22 protein-coding genes are annotated in these 19,848 nt (G+C 72.8%); 14 read left to right on the top strand and 8 right to left on the bottom strand.

What is annotated here, in order from left to right:
• Window positions 1-18 precede the first annotated feature (18 nt).
• The 4 genes from sufU (at window position 19) to dapD (ending at window position 2,409) form a co-directional block, all read left to right on the top strand.
• Complete coding sequence (gene sufU / locus ACH5A8_RS00485; protein ID WP_398996423.1) at window positions 19-486, top strand: Fe-S cluster assembly sulfur transfer protein SufU; 468 nt, start codon at window positions 19-21, stop codon at window positions 484-486.
• Window positions 483-815 carry a metal-sulfur cluster assembly factor gene (locus ACH5A8_RS00480; RefSeq protein WP_030403776.1) on the top strand — a complete coding sequence of 111 codons (333 nt, stop codon included), beginning with the start codon at window positions 483-485 and terminating at the stop codon, window positions 813-815. The genes sufU and ACH5A8_RS00480 overlap by 4 nt, the downstream gene beginning before the upstream one ends.
• A gap of 189 nt (window positions 816-1,004) precedes the next feature.
• Window positions 1,005-1,328: a DMT family transporter gene (locus ACH5A8_RS00475; protein ID WP_398996420.1), complete on the top strand. Its 324-nt coding sequence runs from the start codon at window positions 1,005-1,007 to the stop codon at window positions 1,326-1,328.
• Between the two features lie 94 nt (window positions 1,329-1,422).
• Entirely contained in the window at window positions 1,423-2,409 is a 987-nt protein-coding gene (dapD, locus tag ACH5A8_RS00470; protein WP_398996419.1) for a 2,3,4,5-tetrahydropyridine-2,6-dicarboxylate N-succinyltransferase, read from the top strand.
• Between the two features lie 94 nt (window positions 2,410-2,503).
• On the opposite strand, the gene dapA is transcribed toward dapD, so the two are convergent.
• A complete protein-coding gene (gene dapA / locus ACH5A8_RS00465; protein WP_398996417.1) occupies window positions 2,504-3,418 on the bottom strand; it encodes a 4-hydroxy-tetrahydrodipicolinate synthase in 915 nt (304 codons plus the stop codon).
• Between the two features lie 164 nt (window positions 3,419-3,582).
• Here dapA and ACH5A8_RS00460 point away from each other — a divergent pair, with 164 nt between their 5' ends.
• The 4 genes from ACH5A8_RS00460 (at window position 3,583) to ACH5A8_RS00445 (ending at window position 5,496) form a co-directional block, all read left to right on the top strand.
• Window positions 3,583-3,771 carry a hypothetical protein gene (locus tag ACH5A8_RS00460; protein ID WP_398996415.1) on the top strand — a complete coding sequence of 63 codons (189 nt, stop codon included), beginning with the start codon at window positions 3,583-3,585 and terminating at the stop codon, window positions 3,769-3,771.
• Window positions 3,768-4,475, top strand: coding sequence for a hypothetical protein (locus ACH5A8_RS00455; RefSeq protein ID WP_398996414.1), 708 nt, complete (start codon window positions 3,768-3,770; stop codon window positions 4,473-4,475). The genes ACH5A8_RS00460 and ACH5A8_RS00455 overlap by 4 nt, the downstream gene beginning before the upstream one ends.
• A gap of 113 nt (window positions 4,476-4,588) precedes the next feature.
• Complete coding sequence (locus tag ACH5A8_RS00450; RefSeq protein ID WP_398996412.1) at window positions 4,589-5,050, top strand: phage holin family protein; 462 nt, start codon at window positions 4,589-4,591, stop codon at window positions 5,048-5,050.
• Complete coding sequence (locus tag ACH5A8_RS00445; protein ID WP_398996410.1) at window positions 5,047-5,496, top strand: DUF3618 domain-containing protein; 450 nt, start codon at window positions 5,047-5,049, stop codon at window positions 5,494-5,496. Before ACH5A8_RS00450 ends, ACH5A8_RS00445 begins: the two co-directional genes overlap by 4 nt.
• Before the next feature lie 103 nt (window positions 5,497-5,599).
• Here the strand turns inward: ACH5A8_RS00445 and ACH5A8_RS00440 are convergent, their stop codons facing one another.
• A complete protein-coding gene (locus tag ACH5A8_RS00440) occupies window positions 5,600-7,423 on the bottom strand; it encodes an endonuclease/exonuclease/phosphatase family protein (protein WP_398996408.1) in 1,824 nt (607 codons plus the stop codon).
• Between the two features lie 309 nt (window positions 7,424-7,732).
• Here ACH5A8_RS00440 and ACH5A8_RS00435 point away from each other — a divergent pair, with 309 nt between their 5' ends.
• Together ACH5A8_RS00435 and ACH5A8_RS00430 are read left to right on the top strand one after the other, a co-directional pair.
• Window positions 7,733-9,187 carry a hypothetical protein gene (locus ACH5A8_RS00435; RefSeq protein WP_398996406.1) on the top strand — a complete coding sequence of 485 codons (1,455 nt, stop codon included), beginning with the start codon at window positions 7,733-7,735 and terminating at the stop codon, window positions 9,185-9,187.
• Window positions 9,188-10,081: 894 nt separating this feature from the next.
• On the top strand, window positions 10,082-11,665 hold the full coding sequence (locus tag ACH5A8_RS00430; RefSeq protein WP_398996404.1) for a TROVE domain-containing protein: 1,584 nt from the start codon (window positions 10,082-10,084) through the stop codon (window positions 11,663-11,665).
• A gap of 64 nt (window positions 11,666-11,729) precedes the next feature.
• Here the strand turns inward: ACH5A8_RS00430 and ACH5A8_RS00425 are convergent, their stop codons facing one another.
• Entirely contained in the window at window positions 11,730-12,158 is a 429-nt protein-coding gene (locus ACH5A8_RS00425; RefSeq protein WP_398996402.1) for a nuclear transport factor 2 family protein, read from the bottom strand.
• Between the two features lie 92 nt (window positions 12,159-12,250).
• Between ACH5A8_RS00425 and ACH5A8_RS00420 the strand changes: the two genes are divergently transcribed.
• Complete coding sequence (locus ACH5A8_RS00420) at window positions 12,251-12,817, top strand: TetR/AcrR family transcriptional regulator (protein ID WP_398996400.1); 567 nt, start codon at window positions 12,251-12,253, stop codon at window positions 12,815-12,817.
• A 98-nt stretch (window positions 12,818-12,915) separates the two neighbouring features.
• On the opposite strand, the gene ACH5A8_RS00415 is transcribed toward ACH5A8_RS00420, so the two are convergent.
• Together ACH5A8_RS00415 and ACH5A8_RS00410 are read right to left on the bottom strand one after the other, a co-directional pair.
• Complete coding sequence (locus ACH5A8_RS00415; RefSeq protein WP_398998184.1) at window positions 12,916-14,130, bottom strand: TerD family protein; 1,215 nt, start codon at window positions 14,128-14,130, stop codon at window positions 12,916-12,918.
• 108 nt (window positions 14,131-14,238) lie between these two features.
• A complete protein-coding gene (locus tag ACH5A8_RS00410) occupies window positions 14,239-15,048 on the bottom strand; it encodes an NAD-dependent epimerase/dehydratase family protein (RefSeq protein WP_398996398.1) in 810 nt (269 codons plus the stop codon).
• 226 nt (window positions 15,049-15,274) lie between these two features.
• Here ACH5A8_RS00410 and ACH5A8_RS00405 point away from each other — a divergent pair, with 226 nt between their 5' ends.
• Both ACH5A8_RS00405 and ACH5A8_RS00400 read left to right on the top strand, forming a co-directional pair.
• Window positions 15,275-16,222, top strand: a complete 948-nt coding sequence (locus tag ACH5A8_RS00405; protein ID WP_398996396.1) for a 5-dehydro-4-deoxyglucarate dehydratase — start codon at window positions 15,275-15,277, stop codon at window positions 16,220-16,222.
• On the top strand, window positions 16,219-17,382 hold the full coding sequence (locus tag ACH5A8_RS00400; RefSeq protein WP_398996394.1) for a hypothetical protein: 1,164 nt from the start codon (window positions 16,219-16,221) through the stop codon (window positions 17,380-17,382). Before ACH5A8_RS00405 ends, ACH5A8_RS00400 begins: the two co-directional genes overlap by 4 nt.
• A 112-nt stretch (window positions 17,383-17,494) precedes the next feature.
• On the opposite strand, the gene ACH5A8_RS00395 is transcribed toward ACH5A8_RS00400, so the two are convergent.
• Genes ACH5A8_RS00395 through ACH5A8_RS00385 form a run of 3 tightly spaced genes read right to left on the bottom strand, consistent with a single transcriptional unit; the run spans window position 17,495 to window position 18,665 of the window.
• The gene (locus ACH5A8_RS00395) at window positions 17,495-17,755 is read right to left on the bottom strand and encodes a hypothetical protein (protein WP_398998182.1); all 261 of its coding nucleotides are present in this window, start codon (window positions 17,753-17,755) and stop codon (window positions 17,495-17,497) included.
• Window positions 17,755-18,231 (bottom strand): hypothetical protein, encoded by a 477-nt coding sequence (locus tag ACH5A8_RS00390; RefSeq protein WP_398996393.1) that lies wholly within the window; start codon window positions 18,229-18,231, stop codon window positions 17,755-17,757. Before ACH5A8_RS00390 ends, ACH5A8_RS00395 begins: the two co-directional genes overlap by 1 nt.
• Window positions 18,228-18,665 (bottom strand): RHS repeat domain-containing protein, encoded by a 438-nt coding sequence (locus ACH5A8_RS00385; protein ID WP_398996391.1) that lies wholly within the window; start codon window positions 18,663-18,665, stop codon window positions 18,228-18,230. Before ACH5A8_RS00385 ends, ACH5A8_RS00390 begins: the two co-directional genes overlap by 4 nt.
• Window positions 18,666-18,795: 130 nt before the next feature.
• Here ACH5A8_RS00385 and ACH5A8_RS00380 point away from each other — a divergent pair, with 130 nt between their 5' ends.
• Complete coding sequence (locus ACH5A8_RS00380) at window positions 18,796-19,596, top strand: HAD family acid phosphatase (RefSeq protein WP_398996389.1); 801 nt, start codon at window positions 18,796-18,798, stop codon at window positions 19,594-19,596.
• Window positions 19,597-19,848 lie beyond the last annotated feature (252 nt).

Here is a 19,848-nt window from a genome sequence, read left to right as displayed (position 1 = left end):
GACGGGACGAGCGATCGCATGAAGCTGGACTCCATGTACCAGGAAGTCATCCTGGACCACTACAAGCACCCGCACGGGCGCGGTCTGAGAGATGGCGACGCCGAGGTGCACCACGTGAACCCGACGTGCGGCGACGAGATCACCCTTCGTGTGAAGTACGACGGCACGAAGATCGAGGACGTCTCGTACGAGGGTCAGGGCTGTTCCATCAGCCAGGCCTCGGCCTCCGTGCTCAACGACCTCCTCGTCGGCAAGGAACTCGCCGACGCGCAGAGGATCCAGGAGACCTTCCTGGAACTGATGCAGTCCAAGGGGAAGATCGAGCCCGATGACGCGATGGAGGACGTCCTGGAGGACGCGGTCGCGTTCGCCGGGGTGTCCAAGTATCCGGCCCGGGTCAAGTGCGCCCTGCTGAGCTGGATGGCCTGGAAGGACGCGACGGCCCAGGCGCTGGACGGCGCCGAAGCCGAAAGGAAGACCGCATGAGCGAGACCGTGGAGATGAAGCCGGCCTCGGAGGAAGAGCTCCGCGAGGCCCTGATGGACGTCGTCGACCCCGAACTGGGCATCGACGTCGTCAACCTGGGCCTGATCTACGGCATCCATGTCGACGACGCGAACATCGCCACCGTCGACATGACCCTGACGTCGGCGGCCTGCCCGCTCACCGACGTCATCGAGGACCAGGCCAAGTCCGCCACGGACGGTCTCGTCAGCGAACTGCGCATCAACTGGGTCTGGATGCCGCCGTGGGGCCCGGACAAGATCACGGACGACGGCCGCGAGCAGCTGCGCGCGCTCGGGTTCAACGTCTGAGATCCACCGGCACAACCGCCGGAGATCCACCGGCGGGAGCAAGGAGAACGGCGAGGTCCGCCCGGACCCCGCCGTTCTCCCTTTCCGCGTCCCCCCGCTGCCCGCGTCTTCCGCGTCCCCCGTCGGCCGGCCCCATCCGGCCGAAGGCGCCATATGTGGGCGTACACAGCGCTCACTACGCTCGCCCGCATGGGATACGTGATGCTCGCCGGGGCCATAGCCGCCGAGGTCGTGGCCACGACAGCGCTGAAGTACAGCGAGGGGTTCAGCAGGCTGTGGCCCTCGCTGCTGACGGCACTGGGCTACGTGGTCTCCTTCGTGCTGCTCGCCCAGGCGCTGAAGGCGGTGCAGATCGGCACCGCGTACGCGATCTGGTCCGGAGCGGGGACCGCGGCCATCGCCGTGCTGGGGCTGCTGCTGTTCGGGGAGGAGCTGACCCTGACGAAGGTGGGCGGGATCCTGCTGATCATCGGGGGAGTGGTGGTGCTCAACCTCGGCGGGGCGAGTCACTGATGCCCCGGCGCCGGCTCGGGCGATCCCCTGAACGCGCGCCCGGCACATGAGACACGGTTCGCTCCCGCGCCCCGCCCCACGTTAGGTTTTCCCCATGACCGACACTGCTTCCCGTACCACCGGCGCCGTGGCCGCCGGCCTCGCCACGATCGCCGCCGACGGCACCGTCCTCGACACCTGGTTCCCCGCGCCCGAACTGACGGACGAGCCCGGCCCGGCCGGCACCGAGCGGCTGACCGCCGAGCGGGCCGCCGAGCTCCTCGGCGGCGGCGCCACCGCGGCGACCGGCCCGGACAACCGCCGGGGCGTCGAAGTGGTCGCGGTCCGCACAGTCATCGCCTCGCTGGACGAGAAGCCGATCGACGCGCACGACGTCTACCTGCGCCTGCACCTGCTCTCCCACCGGCTGGTCGAGCCGCACGGCCAGAACCTGGACGGCATCTTCGGCCACCTCGCCAACGTCGCCTGGACCTCCCTCGGCCCGGTCGCCGTGGACGACGTCGAGAAGGTGCGCCTCAACGCCCGCGCCGAGGGCCTGCACCTCCAGGTCACCTCGATCGACAAGTTCCCGCGCATGACGGACTACGTGGCCCCCAAGGGCGTGCGCATCGCCGACGCCGACCGCGTCCGCCTCGGCGCGCATCTCGCCGAGGGCACCACCGTGATGCACGAGGGCTTCGTCAACTTCAACGCGGGCACCCTCGGCACCTCCATGGTCGAGGGCCGCATCTCCGCGGGCGTCGTCGTCGGCGACGGCTCGGACATCGGCGGCGGCGCCTCCACCATGGGCACCCTCTCCGGCGGCGGCAACGTGCGCATCACCATCGGCGAGCGCTGCCTGGTCGGCGCGGAGGCGGGCGTCGGCATCGCGCTCGGCGACGAGTGCGTCGTGGAGGCCGGCCTCTACGTCACCGCGGGCACCCGCGTGACCATGCCCGACGGAGAGATCGTCAAGGCCCGCGAACTCTCCGGCGCCTCCCACATCCTCTTCCGCCGCAACTCGGTCACCGGCGCCGTGGAGGCCCGCCCCAACAACGCGGTCTGGGGCGGCCTGAACGAGGTCCTGCACAGCCACAACTGACGACGCGGGCACGCGCAGGCGCCCTTCTCCCGTGCGGGGAAGGGCGCCTTGTCGTGTGGCGGTGCGCCCCGTGTGGCGGTGTGCCGCAGGGCGGTCAGGCGGTGGCCGACTGATGGTATTCCGTGAGCAGTTGCTCGACAGTCTGCCGGGGGGCGGGGCGCAGTGGGGGGCGGACCGGGCCGGCGGGGAGGTGCAGGGCGTCGAGGAGGGCCTTGACGGTGACCGTGCCGGGCAGGGAGGAGGACATCACCGACTCGATGAGGCCGGTGGCCTGTTGCTGGAGACGGGCCGCCTCCGCGGTGTCGCCCGCGTCGAACGCGTCGAGGACGGCGCGCAGTCGGGCGGGGACGAGGTTCGCCACCGTGCTCACGTATCCGGCGCCGCCCACCGCGTACAGGGCGAGGTTGTGTTCGTCGCAGCCCGCGTAGTACGCCAACTCGGTGCGGGCCAGCAGCTTCTGGGCGGCGAGGAAGTCGTAGGAGCAGTCCTTGACCGCCACGATCGCGGGGTGTTCGGCCAGTCTCAGCAGTGTGTCCGGCTCGATGCGGACGCCGGTGCGGCCGGGGATGTCGTACAGCATGACCGGTACCCCGGAGGCGTCCGCCACGGTGCGGAAGTGCTCCTCGACCGCGTCCTGGGGCGGCCTGCTGTAGTACGGCGTCACCACCAGCACCGCGTCGGCGCCGGCCTTCTCGGCCGCGAGGGCGAGCTCGACGGTGTGCCGGGTGTCGGCCGTGCCCACGCCCGCGACGATCGAGGCCCGGTCCCCGACCGCCTCGCGCACGGCCCGGACCAGGGCGGTCTTCTCGGCGTCCGTGGTGGTCGGCGACTCGCCGGTCGTGCCGTTGAGCACCAGGCCGTCGCACCCCTCGGCCACCAGGCGGGCGGCCAGCGCCTGGGCCCCGTCCAGGTCGAGGTCCCCGGAACCGGCGGTGAAGGGCGTGATCATGGCGCACAGGGCGCGGCCGAAGGGAGCGGTGGCGGCGCGGGACGCCGCGGTCGTCGTCATGAACGGTAGTGTCGGCCGGTCGACGATGAAGCTCCACTTAAATCTTCTACGGGGTATCGGTCAGCGACGCTGCACCCATGTCGCGGCGCTGTGTCCAAATGGGCCGTTCTGGGTCACCATGGGCATGAGGTCCACCGACGGAGTTCACGCCCAGGCTCATGCTCATGGGAGGCGTCATGAAGCTCGGCAAGGCACTGGCCACCGGAGTCGCGAAGGAGCGGCCGCAGCCGCGGGCCGCCGAGGAGGACAGGCCCGAACGTCCCGTGGAGATCCGGCAGGAGCAGCGGTCGCGGAGCACCGCGCCCGAAGAGGTGGCGGCCGCCGCGCCCGAAGAGGTGCCGTCCGCCCGATGAGGCTGCGGCTGCCGGCGGAACGCCCCGCGGAGCCGCCGACCGGCTACAAGATCGCCCACCCGGTGCTGTCCCAGGACGGCGCCCGGGCCGGTTTCACCGGGGTGTCGCTCGGCGGCGCGCTGCCTTATGGCGTCGTCGCCGACGCGTCCTGCCTCTACGGCCGGCGGCACCGGCCGCCCGCCCGCCTGTGTGACTGCGGCTTCCACTGCGTGCACGACCGCGCGGTGGCCGAGGCCCTGCTCTGCACGGCCGAGCACCGGGACGCCGTACTCCTGGAGGTCACGGTCCTGGGCGCGTACATCCGCTTCGAGCGCGGATTCCGTTACGCCCGGCAGCGGGTGCGCACGGCGACGGTGGGGCCGTGCGCCTGCGGCGCACCGGCCGTCGCGCTGGCCGACGCGGGCTGGGGCAGACCTGGCCGGCGGGCCCTGGCCGCCGCGTGCGCGGGCTGCGTGCGCGGCCGTACGTCCCTCACGCTCGCCGCGTTCGGCCGGCTGGCCGGGGACGGCCTGCGGGTCGTGGCCGCGCCCGCCGTGCGAGCGCCCGACGCGGGCGGGGCGCCCGACCCGCACGACGAGTTCGGTGTACCCGAACTCGTCGCGGAGGCGGCCCTGTTGCAGGCGCGCCTCGACGTGCTGCAGAGCCGGCTGGCCCGCATCCGCGAGCGCGGCGCGGGCGGTCCGGACGGTGCGGGCCGTAACTGACCGGGCGCGTCGTGTCGGGCAGGACAGCCCTTGGGGCGGTGCCGTACGGGCCGAGGGTAGTGGCGGCGTCGCGGGGTACCCGGCTGTTCCGGACCGAGAGGAGGCGGGACACCGTGACCGGGACCATCGATGCCAGGCCTGCCGGGTCAGTACGCGAGGAGCGCCCCCTGGTGGGCGACCGCCCGGCGGGCGACCACTCGGTGGGCGAACTCGTCCACCAGGCGACGGAACAGATCTCCCTGCTGGTGCGGCAGGAGGCCGCCCTCGCCAAGGAGGAGCTGACCGCCAAGGGCCGGCGCATGGGGCGCGGCGGCGGACTGCTGGGCGCTGCGGGCGCGTTCGCCTATGTCGGGCTGTTCGCGCTCGCCGGTACGGGCGTGGCCGCGCTCTCGCTGGTGCTGCCCGTGTGGGCGGCGGCACTCATCGTGACGGGCGTGCTGTTCGCGATCGCCGGCCTGCTGGCGCTGACCGGCCGTGCCCAGCTGCACAGTGCCGGGCCGCCCACGCCGCAGCGGACGATCGGCAGCGTCAAGGCGGACGTCGAGGAGATCAAGGAAAGGGCACACCACCGATGACGGACAGGACGCAGGGGGCGGGCGGCGGATCGACCGGGGCCGTCGGCGCGAAGGGCCCCGACGAGTTGCGGGAACAGATCGAGCAGACCAGGAGCCGGCTCGGCGACACTGTCGAGGAGCTGGCGGCCAAGGCCGATGTGAAGGGGCGGGCCAGGGCCCGCGCGGCCGATCTGCGGGACAAGGCGGGCGCGATGACGGTCCAGCTGCGCAGCACCGCCGCGCACGCCGGGCACCGCGTCCAGGAGAGGACCGCCGAGGCGGGACACCGCGCGCAGCGCAGGGCGCGGCGGGCCGGGCACAGTGCGCAGGACTCGGTCCGGCGGCCGATGACCGGCGCGGTGGACACCTGCCGGCGTCATCCGCGCCAGTTGATGATCGTGGGCGCGGTGGGCGCCGCCGCGGTCGTGGCCGGAATGCTGGTCCGCCGGCGCGGCGGGTGCCGCTGACCCTCGGCGAGAACCGTACGGCGGCCGAGAGGCCGGGCGGAGAAGGCGGAGGCCGCCCCCACCCAGGACGGGTGGGGGCGGCCTCCTGTCGCAGGGCCGCGGGTTACGGGCGGAAGCGCAGCACCTGCGGGTCGTGGTCGCTGATCTGGTCGTGGAACTCCGAGTTGATGTGCACGCTGTCGTACTCGAAGTCGCCGCGCCGGATCGACGGGCTGATCAGGATCTGGTCCAGGACCTGCTGGTTGCCCTGGTAGTCGTAGGTGTAACGCTCGTTCTTGGGCAGGGACTTGATCGCCGACCACAGTTCGCCGCGGCCCTCGAGGATCTTCGCGGTGCCGGAGAACTCGAAGTCGTTCATGTCGCCGAGCGCGATGACCTCGGCGTTCTTCTGGACCTTCAGGATGTCCTTGACGAAGGAGTTCACCTCGGTCGCCTGGAGGTGGCGCTGCACCTCGGAGCTGCGCACCGGCGGCTGGTACTGCGCGGTCAGCCCCTGGTCGCCGCCCTTGGAGGCGAAGTGGTTGGCGATCACGAAGACGGTGCGGCCGTGGAAGACGAACTCGCCGACCAGCGGCTTGCGGCTGTTCTTCCACGCGTCGCTCGTCGGGTCTATCCGGCCGGGGGAGGCCGTCAGGGCGGCCTTGCCGCGCACCTTGGTGACACCGACGGCGGTGGTGGAGTCGCCGCCGGCGCGGTCGGTGAAGGAGACCCGCTCGGGGTTGAACAGGAAGGCCTGGCGGATGTTGCCGCCGGGCTCGCCGCCGTCCTGGTCGTTGACCGGGTCGATGGAGCGCCACTCGTAGCGGGGGCCGCCGGCCGCCACGATCGCGTCGATCAGCTTGGACAGGGTCCGGCTCGCGCCGACCGTGCCGTCGTCGGTGGCGCCGTTGTCGTCCTGGATCTCCTCCAGGGACACGATGTCGGGCGAGTTCAGGTTGTGCACGATCGCCGAGGCGTGGGCCTCGAAGGTGGCGTCGGAGGGGTCGAGGTTCTCCACGTTGTACGTGGCGACCGCCAGCTGGCCGCGGGACTGCTCGGCGGTCGTCTCGCGCTGCAGGTGCGCGCTCTTGAGGGCGCCGAGCTGGGAGGCGACCAGCGTGTAGCCGCCGAACTGGTTGTAGTCCATCGGGCCGACGGTGGCGCCGGCGAGGGTGTCGCCGACGTCGGCGACGGGGAAGTCGGCGGTGGAGCCCAGCGACTGGATCTGCAGCCGGCCGGTGTTCTGGGAGTCGTAGGAGCCGTACACCGTGCCGCCGCGGCGGCTCTGGTGCTCGTGCGGCTTCACCGTGACCCACAGCTCGCTGTACGGGTCGGTGCCGGTGACGACGCGGGCGTCGGCGACCTTGACGTTCATGCCCTCCAGCGACTCGTAGTAGTCGAGGGCGTACTTGGCGGGGCGCAGCGTCAGGCCGTTCACGGAGCCGCCCGCGGCCGGGTCGCCCGCCGGGGTGTAGGCGGCCGGGACCGACCGGGCGTCGACGACGACGGGGGCGGGCACCGCGTTGCCGCTGGACACCACGGTGACCGTCGGCTTGCCGATCTCCGTGACGGACTGGTTGCCGGAGGAGGCGCCGCCGGGGACGTACTCCGAGACCGTGCCGGTGACCGTCACCGCGTCGCCCACGGCGACCTTCGGCGTGGAGCTGGTGAAGACGAAGACGCCCTCGCTGGTGGCCGGGTCGGCGTCCGGGTTCGGGTCCTGCATCCAGAAGCCCTTGGAGGAGCCGTAGCCGCGCACACCGGTGACGATTCCGGCCACGTCCGTGACCTTCTGGCCGGCGTACGGGGACGTCCGGGTGGTGCCCTGGATGTCGTGGATGCGCACGGAGTCCGCGTGCGCGGGCACGGTGAACAGGATCGTGGACGCCGCGGAACAGGCGGCGGCGACGGTCAGCGCGGCGAGACGCGCGGAAGACTTGCTCGGCAAGGAAATCCCTCCGGGGACATGACAAGCGCCGGGACGAGGGTGGAACGGGAGCGGAACGGGGTGGCGCCATGGCAACGCGCGTAGAGGACGGGATGCAGTGCACAGTCGTACCCCGACTTCTACGCGCGTCAATCTCCTGCGCGGCCAGGGCAGTTGTCAAGGTTTCGGCCATGTACGCGACCTGTCGGGGAGATGAACCGGGCGGCATGGGTGGAAATCCGTCTAGGCTGAGCGGTTGAGTCGTAAGGCTTCCGGCCGCCGGGTGTTCCAGACCCGTACGGCCTCCAGGTCCGCTAGGAGAACCAGCCGATGTCAGACAGGTCCCCGCTCCCGCCGGTGCGGCTCGCTTCCGAACCGGAGCTGGCCCGGGACGCCCTCGCCACCCCGCTGCTCGCGCGCGCCGCCCGGCTCGCCCGCTGGGCCGGGCCCGAGACCCGGATCGACGCCGGCGGTGCGCTGGTGGAGGAGCAACTGCCCGCAGCCGCCGAGGCGCTGGGCCTGAGCGGCGACGACGCGGCGGCCGAGGCGAGCGAGGCCTGGCGCACGGCCGTCGACACCGGGCTCGTCGAGATCACCGACGAGGACACGGGCACCGTGGCGGCGGGCGCGGAGCTGCGCCTGCTCACCGGCGGTTCGCCGCACGACGTCCTCACGGTGTGGCGGAACGCGCTGGAGACCGTGCTGGCCGACGCGAGCGTGCCCGACCTGGACGGCCTGATCGACGCGATGGACGAGGGCGGCGCGGTCGACCTCGGCTCGCTGGACTGGGACCCCGAGGCCGAGGCGGCGTTCCTCGACGGCGTCCTCGCCAACCTCTACCTGCTCACCGTGGGCGAGGACGGCCCCGGCGGCCCGGTGCCGCTGCCGGCGCTCGCCGCCTCCATGATCGTGCCCAGCGACATGGGCGAGCCCACCAACGACATACTGCAGCAGGTCTCCGACGCGATGATGCGGCTGGACGACCAGTTCCGGCTGCTGGAGCCGGTCGGGCTGGTCGAGTACCGGCCGGTGGACGAGGCCCTCCTCGGCGACGCCGAGGACGCCGAGACGGCCGCCGCGGAGAGCGGCGCCGAGCCGTCGGCGCCGGTCGACGACGTCGACGTGAGCCGCTACGGCATGGTCCGGCTCACCCCCCTCGGGCTGTACGGGATGCGCGCTCGGCTGCTCGACGCCGGACATGAGGCCCCGGCCGTCGGCGACCTCGCGGACAAGGGCGCGGACGCGCTGCTCGACGGCACCGCCGCCTTCCCGCCGGCGGCCGCGCACGCCGAGACCGAGCAGTGGCTGGCGCGCCGCGAACCGCTCGCCTCCGCCGCCGAACTGCTCGCCGCGGCGCGCGGGGCGGACGCCGGGGCTCCGCTGCGGCGGCTGCGCTGCCAGCAGGCGCTGTCGCTGGTGGGGGCCGCCGCCGAGCCCGCGCTGCGCGAGGTGCTCGGCGACCGGGAGCTGGGCGGCCTGGCCCGGGTCTGGCTGACCGAACGGGGCCTGGCCGACGTGCCCCCGCCGTCCCAGGACCTGATCTTCTGGCTCACCATCGACACGGTGGCCGCGCAGTTGGCGGCCGAGGGCGACTCCGCCGAACTGCACGCGCTGGTCCAGGGTCTCGCGGAGCAGCACAGCGGCTTCTTCGCGGCGGCCTGGCGGGTGGACCACCCGCAGACGGCGGACGTACTGGAGGCGATGGGCCGGCTGCACCCGGACAAGCGGATCGCCAAGGAGGCCCGCAAGGCGGCGTTCAAGGCGCGCTCGGCCCGCGGGGAGTAGGGGGCCGCAGCGCCGTTCGGCGCGGGCCCCGCGTCCGGCTCGCGCGGGGGAAACCGCGCCGGGCTCGGTCCGGGGCCCCGCGCCTGGTCGTATCCGGCCCTTCCGCTCGCCCCGGCCCGGATTCTCCCCTCGGTCCGGTCCGGAGACCGCACAGTCCTCCGGCGGTCCGCCGCGGGGGCGGTCGGGTCCCGCCCCCGGCGCCCCCGCGGGCAGGCTCCGCGCCGCCCCGCGACACCGCGCGGGCCGCGCCGGATCGCGCACGACCGGCGCACGGCTCGTCCGGGCCGTCCCGCGCGTCGGGCGCCGGCGGAGGGCCCGTGCGCCGGTCGTGCGCGGGCTCGCCGTGCCCGGTCCCCGGAAGGGGCGGAAGCGCGGGAGAACGCCCCGGAGAAGACCGGGAGTTAATTCGCTCGCCCGTCCCGCGGCTTCCTGCCTAAGGTGATCCACGTCCAGGTGCGACAGGCAGGACCTACTTCCACTCTTCATGGGGAGGCCGCGGGTTCGACTCCCGCCACCGGCACCACTTGCCGGTGTAGCTCAGTGGCAGAGCACCGACCGTCGGTTCCGCCGCCCTCGACCTCTGGACACCGAAAACCTCACGCACCTCCCGGTGCGCAGGCTGCGGCTACTTCGTTGCGATCGAACCGTGCCGCCGCCGAACCTGATCTCGGGAGGCGCGGCTCACGGTGGGCGCCCGGTGCGCGGGCGACGGTTGCTTCCTGTCCGGACGGTTGCGGGTTCGAGTCCCGTCACCGACTCAGGGTCGGTGTAGCTCAATCGGCGGAGCATCCGAAAAAGTCCGTCGCCGACTCCCGATCTCGGGCGCCTTCCATCCGCCGTGCCTCCCCACCCACAGCGACTGCCAAATCGCCCGGAAAACAGGGGGAATTCAGCATGGCCCGGTTCAACACCAAGACCGCCCGGCCGCGGCCCGCCTCGCCGGTGACGTCCACGGGACGCCCGCTGCGCACGTACGAGGGCGGCCGGGGCCACGAGCGCGACGCGCGCTCGGAGCTCTTCTTGCTCGCGGTGTCGAACATGGTCTCCCAGCAGACCTTCTACGAGTCCGCCGACGACCGCGACGACCGGTTCGCCCGGCTCGTGCGCGAGCTGGCCGTCACCGACCCGTCCTGGACGGCCGGCCTGCTCGGCTGGCTGCGCGGCGAGGCGAACATGCGTACGGCGTCGATCGTGGGCGCCGCCGAGTACGTACGGGCCCGGCTGGCGGCCGGCGCGACCGACGGCCCCACCGGCCGCCAGGTCGTCGCCTCCGTGCTCCAGCGCCCGGACGAGCCCGGCGAGCTGCTGGCGTACTGGACGGCGGCCTACGGCCGCAACGTGCCCAAGCCGGTCAAGCGCGGCATCGCCGACGCCGTACGGCGGCTGTACCACCCGAGGTCGCTGCTGAAGTACGACACCGCGTCCAAGGGCTACCGCTTCGGCGACATCCTCAACCTGACGCACGCCTCACCCGACCCCGACAAGCCGTGGCAGGGCGAGCTGTTCCGGCACGCCCTGGACCGGCGGCACCACCCGGAGACCGCGGTGCCGCCCGCCTCGCTGCCGCTGCTCACCGCGCACCGCGAGCTGATGGCGCTGCCGGTCGAGCGGCGCCGGGCCGTCGTCACCGACCCCGGCGGCGCCGAGCGGCTGGCGGCGGCCGGCATGACCTGGGAGGCGCTGGCGGGCTGGATCCAGGGGCCGATGGACAAGGCGGCGTGGGAGGCGGTGATCCCGTCCATGGGGTCGATGGCGCTGCTGCGCAACCTGCGCAACTTCGACGAGGCCGGGGTCTCGGACGCGGTCGCCGCGCAGGTCGCGGCGAAGATCAGCGATCCGGCCGAGGTCGCGCGCTCGCGCCAGTTCCCGTTCCGGTACCTGGCCGCGTACCAGCACGCGCCGTCCCTGCGCTGGGCCTACCCGCTGGAACAGGCGCTCGGTCACTCGCTGGCCAACGTGCCCGCGCTGCCGGGCCGGACCCTGGTGCTCGTCGACCGGTCGGGCTCGATGTTCTGGTCGCGGATGTCGGAGCGGTCGCAGCTCAGCCGGGCCGACGCGGCGGCCGTCTTCGGCGCCGCCGTCGCGCTGCGGGCGGCCGACGCCGACCTCGTGCAGTTCGGCTCGACCAGTGCCGAGGTGGCGTTCCGGGAGGGGGAGTCGGTGCTGAAGGTCCTGGAGCGCTTCGGCGACCTGGGCGGCACCGACACCACCGAGGCGGTGCGCCGCCACTACCGCGGGCACGACCGGGTGCTGATCGTCACCGACGAGCAGTACGCCCCGCATCGGCACGGCGACCCGACCGCCCAGGTCCCGGACCGGATCCCGGTCTACACCTGGAACCTGGAGGGCTACCGGGCGGGCCACGGCCCCTCGGGCACCGGTGACCGGCACACCTTCGGCGGGCTCTCGGACGCGGCTTTCCGGATGGTCACGCTGCTGGAGTCGGCCCGCGACGCCCACTGGCCGTGGCTGCGCTGACGGCCGCCGGCCGCGGCCGGGGGCGACCGCTCGGCACGGGGTGCGGCCGGCCGGGAGCGACCGGTCAGTGCGGGGTGCCGCCGGCCGGGAGTCCGGCCGCGCCCATGTAGTCGCGCACGTGGACGAGCAGGCCGTCGCGGACCCGCAGCACCAGCAGACCGGGCACCGCGAAGGGCCGCCCTGTGGTCACGAGCGTCCCGGTGACGGTCTGTTCGACGACGATCACCTCGGGGTCGGCGGTGGCGTGGACGGCGATCTCGTCGATCCGCTCGGGCCGGGCGGGGCTCGCGCCCCACAGCGCCCGGTACCCGGCGCGCACCTCCTCGCGTCCTCGGTGGCGCGCGGGCACACCCGGGAAGGCGAACGGGAACTCGTGCACGGCGTCGGCCGCGTAGAGGCCGGCGAGGTCGTCGGCGGACCTGTCGAGGATCGCCCGCCGGTAGCGGGCCAGTACGTCGTGCGGGCCCGGGCGGGCCGGGGGGAGGCCGGACACGGCAGGACTCCTTCCGGAGTAAACGGAGGCAGTCTCCGCTTGAGTGTCCGATACCATACGGAGATGGCCTCCGGCTCGCAAGGAGTATCTGGATGACGCAGGTCAGGCCCATGCGTGCGGACGCCCGGCGCAACTACGAGCGGTTGCTGGAAGTGGCGGCCGAGGCCTTCGCCGAGCACGGCGAAAACGCGTCGCTGGACGACATCGCCAAGCGGGCGGGGGTCGGCTCGGGCACCCTGTACCGGCATTTCCCCAACCGCCGGGCGCTGCTGGAGGCGGCCTACACCGACCGGATGAAGGCCCTGGCCACGCGGGCCGGCGAACTCGCGGCCGAACTGCCGCCGGGCGAGGCGCTGGTGGCGTGGCTGACCGAGCTGGGCGTAGGGACGATCCAGGTGCGCGGGCTGAAGGCGCTGCTGGGTTCGGCCGTCACGGACGGCGACTCGACCGCGGTCACGGTCTGCGCCGCCTCGATCAAGGGTGCGGCGGCCCGGCTGGTGGCGGCGGCGCAGCGCGCGGGCGCCCTGCGGACCGACGTCGACCCGGTCGACGTGCTGCGGCTGGCGCACGGGGTGGTGTCCGCCTCGGAGCTGGCGGACGGTCAGGACCGCTACATCCGCCGGTACCTGGCACTGCTGATGGAGGGACTGAGGGCGTAGCCCGCCCCCTGGTCCGGGCCGGTCCGCACGGCAGGAGCCGACCGCTTGGGACCGGGGCGCCCCCTGCGGGCGGGGCGCCCCGGTCGACATGTCGTCGGTTACAGCGCCTGCGCTCCCGGTTTGACCATGTTGCGCACGGTGCGGGCCTTGACGAAGTCGCCCATGGCGGTCATCTCCCACTCGCCGGCGAACTGGCGGATGAGCTTGGCCATCAGCACGCCGGTCTGGGGCTCGGCGGAGGTGAGGTCGAAGCGGACCAGTTCCTCGCCGGTGGCGGCGTCCAGGAGCCGGCAGTAGGCCTTGGCGACGTCGGTGAACTTCTGGCCGGAGAAGGAGTTCACGGTGAAGACGAGACCGGTGACCTCCTGGGGGAGGCGGCCGAGGTCGACCACGATCACCTCGTCGTCGCCCGCGCCCTCGCCGGTGAGGTTGTCGCCGGAGTGCTTGACCGCGCCGTTCAGGATCGACAGCTTGCCGAAGTAGCAGCTGTCGATGTGGTTGCGCTGCGGGCCGTAGGCGATGACGGAGGCGTCCAGGTCGATGTCCGCGCCCCGGAACGCCGGCTCCCAGCCGAGTCCCATCTTCACCTGGGACAGCAGCGGGCGGCCGCCCTTGACCAGGGACACCGTCTGGTTCTTCTGCAGGTTGACCCGGCCCTTGTCCAGGTTGATCTTTCCGGCGCCGGGCGCGGGCGCGGCGGCCGGCGGGGCCGGGGGAGCGGGCGGCATGGGCGGGGTGACCTGGGGCCGCACGGCGGGCGGCGGGGTGACGGGCTGCGGCGGGGCGCCCGGGTGCGGCGGTGCGGCCGGGGCGGGCGCGGGCTCCTCGACGCTCACGCCGAAGTCGGTGGCGATGCCCGCGAGCCCGTTCGCGTACCCCTGGCCGACGGCGCGTGCCTTCCACCGGCCGCCGCGCAGATAGATCTCCACGACCACCAGCGCCGTCTCGGCGCCGAGCTGCGGCGGCGTGAACGTGGCCAGCGCGGAGCCGGTGTCCGCGTCGCGGAGGGTGGCCGTGGGCTCGATGCCCTGGAAGGTCTGCCCGGCGGCGTCCGGACTGGCGGTGACCACGATCTTCTCGATGCCGGGGGGCACGGCGGCCGTGTCCACGGTGATCGCGTCCGGGGCCGTGCCGCCGCCCGAGCGGTAGGTCACGCCCGGGCCGGTGGGCTGGTTGTAAAAGATGAAGTCGTCGTCGGAGCGCACCTTGCCGTCGGCGGTGAGCAGCAGGCCCGAGACGTCGAGCCGCACGGGGGCGGCGACGTCCACCGTCACGCGGGTGGCGGTGAGGGGGATGTTCGAGCCGGGGGTCATAGCTGTCATGTGGGGGGTAACGAACGAGGGCGCTTTACCGTTCCCTTACCCTCCGAACGGGTGAGGGGCCCCGTCGCGCCGGCCCTTTCCGAGGAGCCGGATCCGCGCTCAGTGGGGCCAGGTCGGCGGGTCGGTCACGAAGTGGCCGCCCAGGTAGGCCTGCGCCTCGTCGTCGGGGTCCGGCTCGCCCTGTTCGGCGATCAGCTTCGCGGCGTAGGGCTCGGAGTCGTCCTGGGGGTCGTAGCCGAGCGCCCGCGCGCTGCTCAGGTCCCACCACAGGCGGGTGTTGGCGGAGGAGCCGTAGACCACGGTGTGGCCGACGTGTTCGGCGGTCAGCGCGGCGTGGAAGAGGCGGGCGCCGTCGGCGGGGCTCATCCACAGCGAGAGCATCCGCACGCTGGTGGGCTCGGGGAAGCAGGAGCCGATGCGCACCGAGACCGTCTCCAGGCCGTGCTTGTCCCAGTAGAGCTGGGCGAGGTCCTCGCCGAAGGACTTGGACAGGCCGTAGAAGGTGTCGGGGCGGCGCGGGGTGTCGACGGGGATCAGCGGGTCGTCGCCGAGGGGGCGGGGGGTGCGGCCGACGGCGTGGTTGGAGGAGGCGAAGACGATCCGGCCGACGCCCTCCGCGCGGGCCGCCTCGTACAGGTGGTAGGTGCCCTCGATGTTGGCCTTGAGGATCTTCTCGAACGGGGCTTCCAGGGAGATGCCCGCGAGGTGGATGATCGCGTCGACGCCCCGGACCGCCTCGCGCAGCGCCGCCGTGTCCGAGAGGTCCGCGGTGACGGCGCCGGGCTCGCCCTCGACCGGCCGCATGTCGAGGAGGCGCAGCTCGTAGCCGTACCCGGGCAGCAGGTCCCGCATCAGGGTGCCGAGCCCGCCGGCGGCGCCGGTGAGCAGAACGGTGCGGGGAGCGGGCATCCTCGGTCTCCTAGCGTCGAACGGCCGCATGCGTGGACAGCATTCACATGCATGGACACGCTAGGGAGGTGGCCGCCCTCCGTCAAGTAGGGCGTGCGGGTGCCGAATTCGCCGCGTCGCCGCCCGATCGCCCGCTTGACCGGCCGTAATGGGTCCGCGTAGCGTGCGATTGTTCATGCATATGGACACCGATCATAAACGTGAGCGCATGCCCTAGGGAGAGCCCGTGCCGTCAGCCGCCCCCCTCGCCGAACGCCTCAGCATCCCCAGCGGGCCGCTGTTCTTCCCCGTCACCGCCTACGGCCCCGACGGCCGCGTCGACCTCGACGCCTACCGCGCCCACGTCCGCCAGGGCGTCGAGGCCGGCGCCGCCGCCGTCTTCGCGTGCTGCGGCACGGGGGAGTTCCACGCGCTCACGCCCGAGGAGTTCCAGGAGTGCGTCCACGCGGCCGTCGAGGAGGCCGCGGGACGCGTGCCGGTCGTCGCGGGCGCCGGCTACGGCACCGCCCTCGCCGTCCGCTACGCCCGTCTGGCCGAGGCCGCCGGGGCCGACGGGCTGCTCGCCATGCCGCCCTACCTCGTCGTCGCCGGCCAGGAGGGACTGCTGCGCCACTACCGCGAGCTGGCCGCGGCCACCGCTCTGCCGGTCGTCGTCTACCAGCGCGACAACGCGGTGTTCACCCCCAAGACGGTCGTCGAACTGGCTCGCACGGACGGGATCATCGGCCTCAAGGACGGCGTAGGCGACCTCGACCTCATGCAGCGCATCGTCAGCGCGGTGCGCACCGAGGCCCCCGGCGACTTCCTGTACTTCAACGGCCTGCCCACCGCGGAGCAGACCCAGCTCGCCTACCGCGGCATCGGCATCGGCCTGTACTCCTCCGCCGTCTTCTGCTTCGCCCCCGAGATCGCCCTCGCCTTCCACCGGGCGCTGCGCGAGGGCGACGACGCCACCGCGCACCTGCTCCTGGACGGCTTCTACCGCCCCTTCGTGGAACTGCGCGCCCAGGGCGCCGGATACGCCGTCTCCCTGGTCAAGGCGGGCGTACGGCTGCGCGGACTCGACGTCGGCGAGGTGCGGCCGCCGCTGCACGAACCCGCCGACGAGCACGTCAAGCGGCTCGCCCGGCTGATCGAGCACGGCCGCACGCTGCTCGGGGAGGAGGACGCGTGAGGGCGGGCGCGTTCCTCTACCCCTGGGACGTCGTCGGCGACGCGGAGGCGCCCGGGCGCGTCGCGGCGCTCGGCGTACGGTCGGTGACGCTGGCCGCCGCCTACCACTCCACTCGGGCGCTGACCCCCCGCCACCCGCGCCACCGTGTGGTCACCGCCGGGCACGCCGCCGTGCTCTACCCACCGGGCGATCGCTGGGCGGACCGCGCCCTCGCCCCCTGCCCGGCCGGTGACTGGGCGCGCGGGGACGCGTACGGCGAGGCGGCGGCGGCCCTGGCCCAAGCCGGTCTGGAGGTGCACTCGTGGGTGGTCCTCGCGCACAACTCCCGCCTGGGCGCCGAACACCCGGACACCTCCGTCGTCAACGCCTACGGCGACCGCTACCCGTGGGCGCCGTGCATCGCGCAGCCCGCCACCCGCGCCTACCTGGTCGACCTCGCCGCCGAGGCGGCGGTACGGCCCGGCGCGCACGGCACCGAGCTGGAGTCGCTCGGCTGGTACGGACTCGCCCATCTGCACGCCCACGACAAGACCTCCGGGGTGGCCCTCGGGGACGCCGGGCAGTACCTGATGTCACTGTGCTTCTGCCCGTCCTGCCGCGCGGGCTACGGCGAACACGGCCTGGACGGCGACCGGTTGGCCCACACGGTGCGCGCCGCGCTGGAGCCGGTGTGGCGGGGCGCGCCCGAGGGCGAGGGCTGGACGGGGGTGGAGAAGCTGCTGGGCGAGAGCACGGCGTGGGCCACCCGCGCCTGGCGCGAGGACAGGGCCCGCACGCTCCAGGAGGCGGCGGTCGCGGCGGTCCGCGCGACGGCTCCCGACGGCTTCCGGGTGCTGCTGCACGCCGACCCGGTCTGGTACCACTGCGGCGCCAACGCCGGAGTGGACCCCGCGCACATCCTCTCCGTCGCCGACGGCGTGGTGGTGCCCTGTACGGGCGGCGCCGGCCCGCTCGTCCCGTTCGCCGGGCAGGGCGGCCCGGACGCGGTCCTGGCCGCCAACCTCACCGTCGTCTCCGGCATGGGCGGCCGCCCGGACACCCTGGCCGCCGACGCGGCCCGCGCCCGCGACCTCGGCGCGACCAAACTGCGGCTGTATCACGCGGGGTTGGCGTCGGACGCCGATCTGACGGCGGTGCGGGAGGCGCTCGGGCGGATGTGAGCGGGCCGGTCGTCCCCCGCCCCTCGGGCAGGCCTCGGTCCGTGCCGTGGCACGGGACCGCCGCCGGGCCGGAGCACTCCGTGCGCTGCTTCGGACCGGCGGCGCGGGTGGCTCAGCCCAGGCGCCACAGGGCGTACGCCGCGACCACCAGCACGAGCCCCGCACCCGCCATGACCGCGCCCAGGAACCGCAGGTACCCGACCGAGGAGGAGAACGTCGTCGGTCCGCCGAGCCGCCCCATGTTCGCCCACCGCTCCTCGCTCTTCCGGCGGATCTCCTCGGCCCTGCGCGTGGCGATCCCACGGACGTCGAACGCCCAGTTCACCCCGCACCACAGGGCGAGCAGGCCGCCCGCGGCGAAGACGATCTGCATCACCGTGCCGAATCCGTTCGCTCGTCTCCCCACACCGACCGCAGGTCCTGGCAGCGCACGGTGACGGTCGCGTCGGTCAGCGCGATCTCGTGCACGCAGCCGCCGTCCCCGTCCGGGAGGATCTCGTCGAGGAGCACGGTGTCGACCAGCATCCAGTCGATGGCCCGGTCATAGTCGATGGAGAAGTGCGTGACCCCCGAATAGCTGATGCGCAGACCCGAGACGTGCTTCCACTGGTTCGGGGCGAATTCCAGGGTCAGTCCGCCGCTTTTGTCGGTGGGTACATGGATGCCGGACAACTCCAGGTCCTTGACGCAGCGTCTGCTGCCGTGCCCCAGAGCGTAATGCGACGGTTCGCAGGAGAATTCACGGGCCCCGGGAGGCAAGTGATCCTGGAAATGCGGGAGTTCGGCCAGATAGGCGCGCGGGTCCACATAGAACCCGTGCTCCTGCCAGTCCGTCGTGACGTACTTCATTTGCAGCCTTCCGAGGCGAGGAGCGGACGCCTCCATTTGTCTCCGGTGATGTCCTCGGTACCCTTGGGGCCGATGCGGCCGACTTTCCGCAGTTCGTGAATCATGCGTCCCTTGACCGCGTTCTCCACGCCGGGCGGGACCTCGACTTCCGAGGCTTTGATGCCGTGCTTATTGAACCATCCTGGCTGTTGAACAGCCCGACTTCCCGCATGGACTTCTCGTAGACGTGGATCTCCACGTCCATTCCCGGGCAGGCCCGCCGGGTCGTACGCCACCGTGCGGGTGCGACCCAGGGCGTCGGTGATCGCGGTGGGGCGGCCGGACGGGTCGTTCGCGTAACGGGTCTCGGCACCGGTCGGGTCGACTGTGGACAGCAGGTTGCCCCACTGGTCGTAGGTGTGCCGCCAGGTCGTGCCGGGAAGGTCGTGTCGCACCCATGTGCGGGCAACGCCCCGTGTGGAGGAATCGTGTATCGATCGGGTAACGCCCCTCGCGCCTCGCGCGTGATGCGCGTAGACAATGCGTGACCTGGTGCATCACCCACCGATCAGACCCGGAGAATCCATGCGGAAGTCCCTCAAGGCGACGGCCATCGCCGCCAGTTGTGCCGTCGCCGGCCTCGCCCTCTACGGTGCGGGCGCCGCCACCGCCGGTCAGTCGACGGCCAACTCCACCCACGAGCCGTACAACATCGGGCTGTTGACCAAGGACATCGACACCTACTACGGCACCGCGCTCGACGGCGCCGGCGTGTACCAGGCGTCCCCGAGCAGCCAGTACGCCAAGGACCTGGCGCGCATCGACGCCGACGCCAAGCGGCACATCGACCAGGCGGCCCGCAAGGCGCAGCACCACAAGGGCGAGAAGAAGCCCGCCGTCGTCTTCGACATCGACGACACGCTGCTGCTCAGCCTGGACTACGAGAAGAAGAACAACTACGGCTACAACAGCGCCACCTGGGCGGCCTACGTGGACCAGGCGGACCGGCCGGAGGTCTTCGGCAGCCCCGAACTCGTGCGCTACGCCGCGAAGAAGGGCGTCGCCGTCTTCTACAACTCGGGTCTGTCCGAGGCGCAGCGCACCGCGGCCGTCCAGAACCTGAAGAAGGTCGGCGCGGACGTGAACCTCGACGCCGGCCACATGTTCCTCAAGGACGCGGCCAACCCGCCGGCGTACCTGAAGGACTGCGCGACCCCGGGCGCCTGGAAGTGCACCACCGTCCAGTACAAGTCCGGTACCCGCAAGCACATCGAGGACCTCGGGTACGACATCGTCGCCAACTTCGGCGACCAGTACTCCGACCTCGACGGCGGCTACGCCGACCGCACCTACAAGCTGCCGAACCCGACGTACTTCGTCAGCTAGGGGCTTTCAGGCCTCATCAGGCCTCATCAGGCCTCATCAGGCCTCATCAGGCCTCATCAGGTTTCTCAGGTTTCTCAGGACCTTTCAGGTCCTTCGAGGGAACCGCGGGGGCGGCCCCCCCCCCCCCCCCCGCCGGGGGGCCCCCCCCCCCCCCCCCCCCCCCCCCCCCGGGGCCCGCCCGGGGCCCCCCCCCCCCCCCCCCCCCCCCCCCCCCCCCCCCCGCCGCGGCCCCCCCCCCCCCCGCCCCCCCCC

The organism is Streptomyces sp. NPDC018610, from assembly GCF_044391765.1.
Lineage (GTDB): Bacteria > Actinomycetota > Actinomycetes > Streptomycetales > Streptomycetaceae > Streptomyces.
Note: the sequence above shows the minus strand (reverse complement) of the source record. Positions and strands in the feature narration are given on the sequence as shown.

Coding starts and splice junctions, on each gene's coding strand:
- ACH5A8_RS00460 (WP_398996415.1), top strand. CDS start 3,583: ATGGGAGGCGTCATGAAGCTCGGCAAGGCACTGGCCACCGGAGTCGCG.
- dapA (WP_398996417.1), bottom strand. CDS start 3,418: ATGACGACGACCGCGGCGTCCCGCGCCGCCACCGCTCCCTTCGGCCGC.
- ACH5A8_RS00410 (WP_398996398.1), bottom strand. CDS start 15,048: ATGCCCGCTCCCCGCACCGTTCTGCTCACCGGCGCCGCCGGCGGGCTC.
- ACH5A8_RS00455 (WP_398996414.1), top strand. CDS start 3,768: ATGAGGCTGCGGCTGCCGGCGGAACGCCCCGCGGAGCCGCCGACCGGC.
- ACH5A8_RS00445 (WP_398996410.1), top strand. CDS start 5,047: ATGACGGACAGGACGCAGGGGGCGGGCGGCGGATCGACCGGGGCCGTC.
- ACH5A8_RS00380 (WP_398996389.1), top strand. CDS start 18,796: ATGCGGAAGTCCCTCAAGGCGACGGCCATCGCCGCCAGTTGTGCCGTC.
- ACH5A8_RS00415 (WP_398998184.1), bottom strand. CDS start 14,130: ATGACCCCCGGCTCGAACATCCCCCTCACCGCCACCCGCGTGACGGTG.
- ACH5A8_RS00475 (WP_398996420.1), top strand. CDS start 1,005: ATGGGATACGTGATGCTCGCCGGGGCCATAGCCGCCGAGGTCGTGGCC.
- ACH5A8_RS00420 (WP_398996400.1), top strand. CDS start 12,251: ATGACGCAGGTCAGGCCCATGCGTGCGGACGCCCGGCGCAACTACGAG.
- ACH5A8_RS00435 (WP_398996406.1), top strand. CDS start 7,733: ATGTCAGACAGGTCCCCGCTCCCGCCGGTGCGGCTCGCTTCCGAACCG.
- sufU (WP_398996423.1), top strand. CDS start 19: ATGAAGCTGGACTCCATGTACCAGGAAGTCATCCTGGACCACTACAAG.
- ACH5A8_RS00430 (WP_398996404.1), top strand. CDS start 10,082: ATGGCCCGGTTCAACACCAAGACCGCCCGGCCGCGGCCCGCCTCGCCG.
- dapD (WP_398996419.1), top strand. CDS start 1,423: ATGACCGACACTGCTTCCCGTACCACCGGCGCCGTGGCCGCCGGCCTC.
- ACH5A8_RS00480 (WP_030403776.1), top strand. CDS start 483: ATGAGCGAGACCGTGGAGATGAAGCCGGCCTCGGAGGAAGAGCTCCGC.
- ACH5A8_RS00395 (WP_398998182.1), bottom strand. CDS start 17,755: ATGCAGATCGTCTTCGCCGCGGGCGGCCTGCTCGCCCTGTGGTGCGGG.
- ACH5A8_RS00390 (WP_398996393.1), bottom strand. CDS start 18,231: ATGAAGTACGTCACGACGGACTGGCAGGAGCACGGGTTCTATGTGGAC.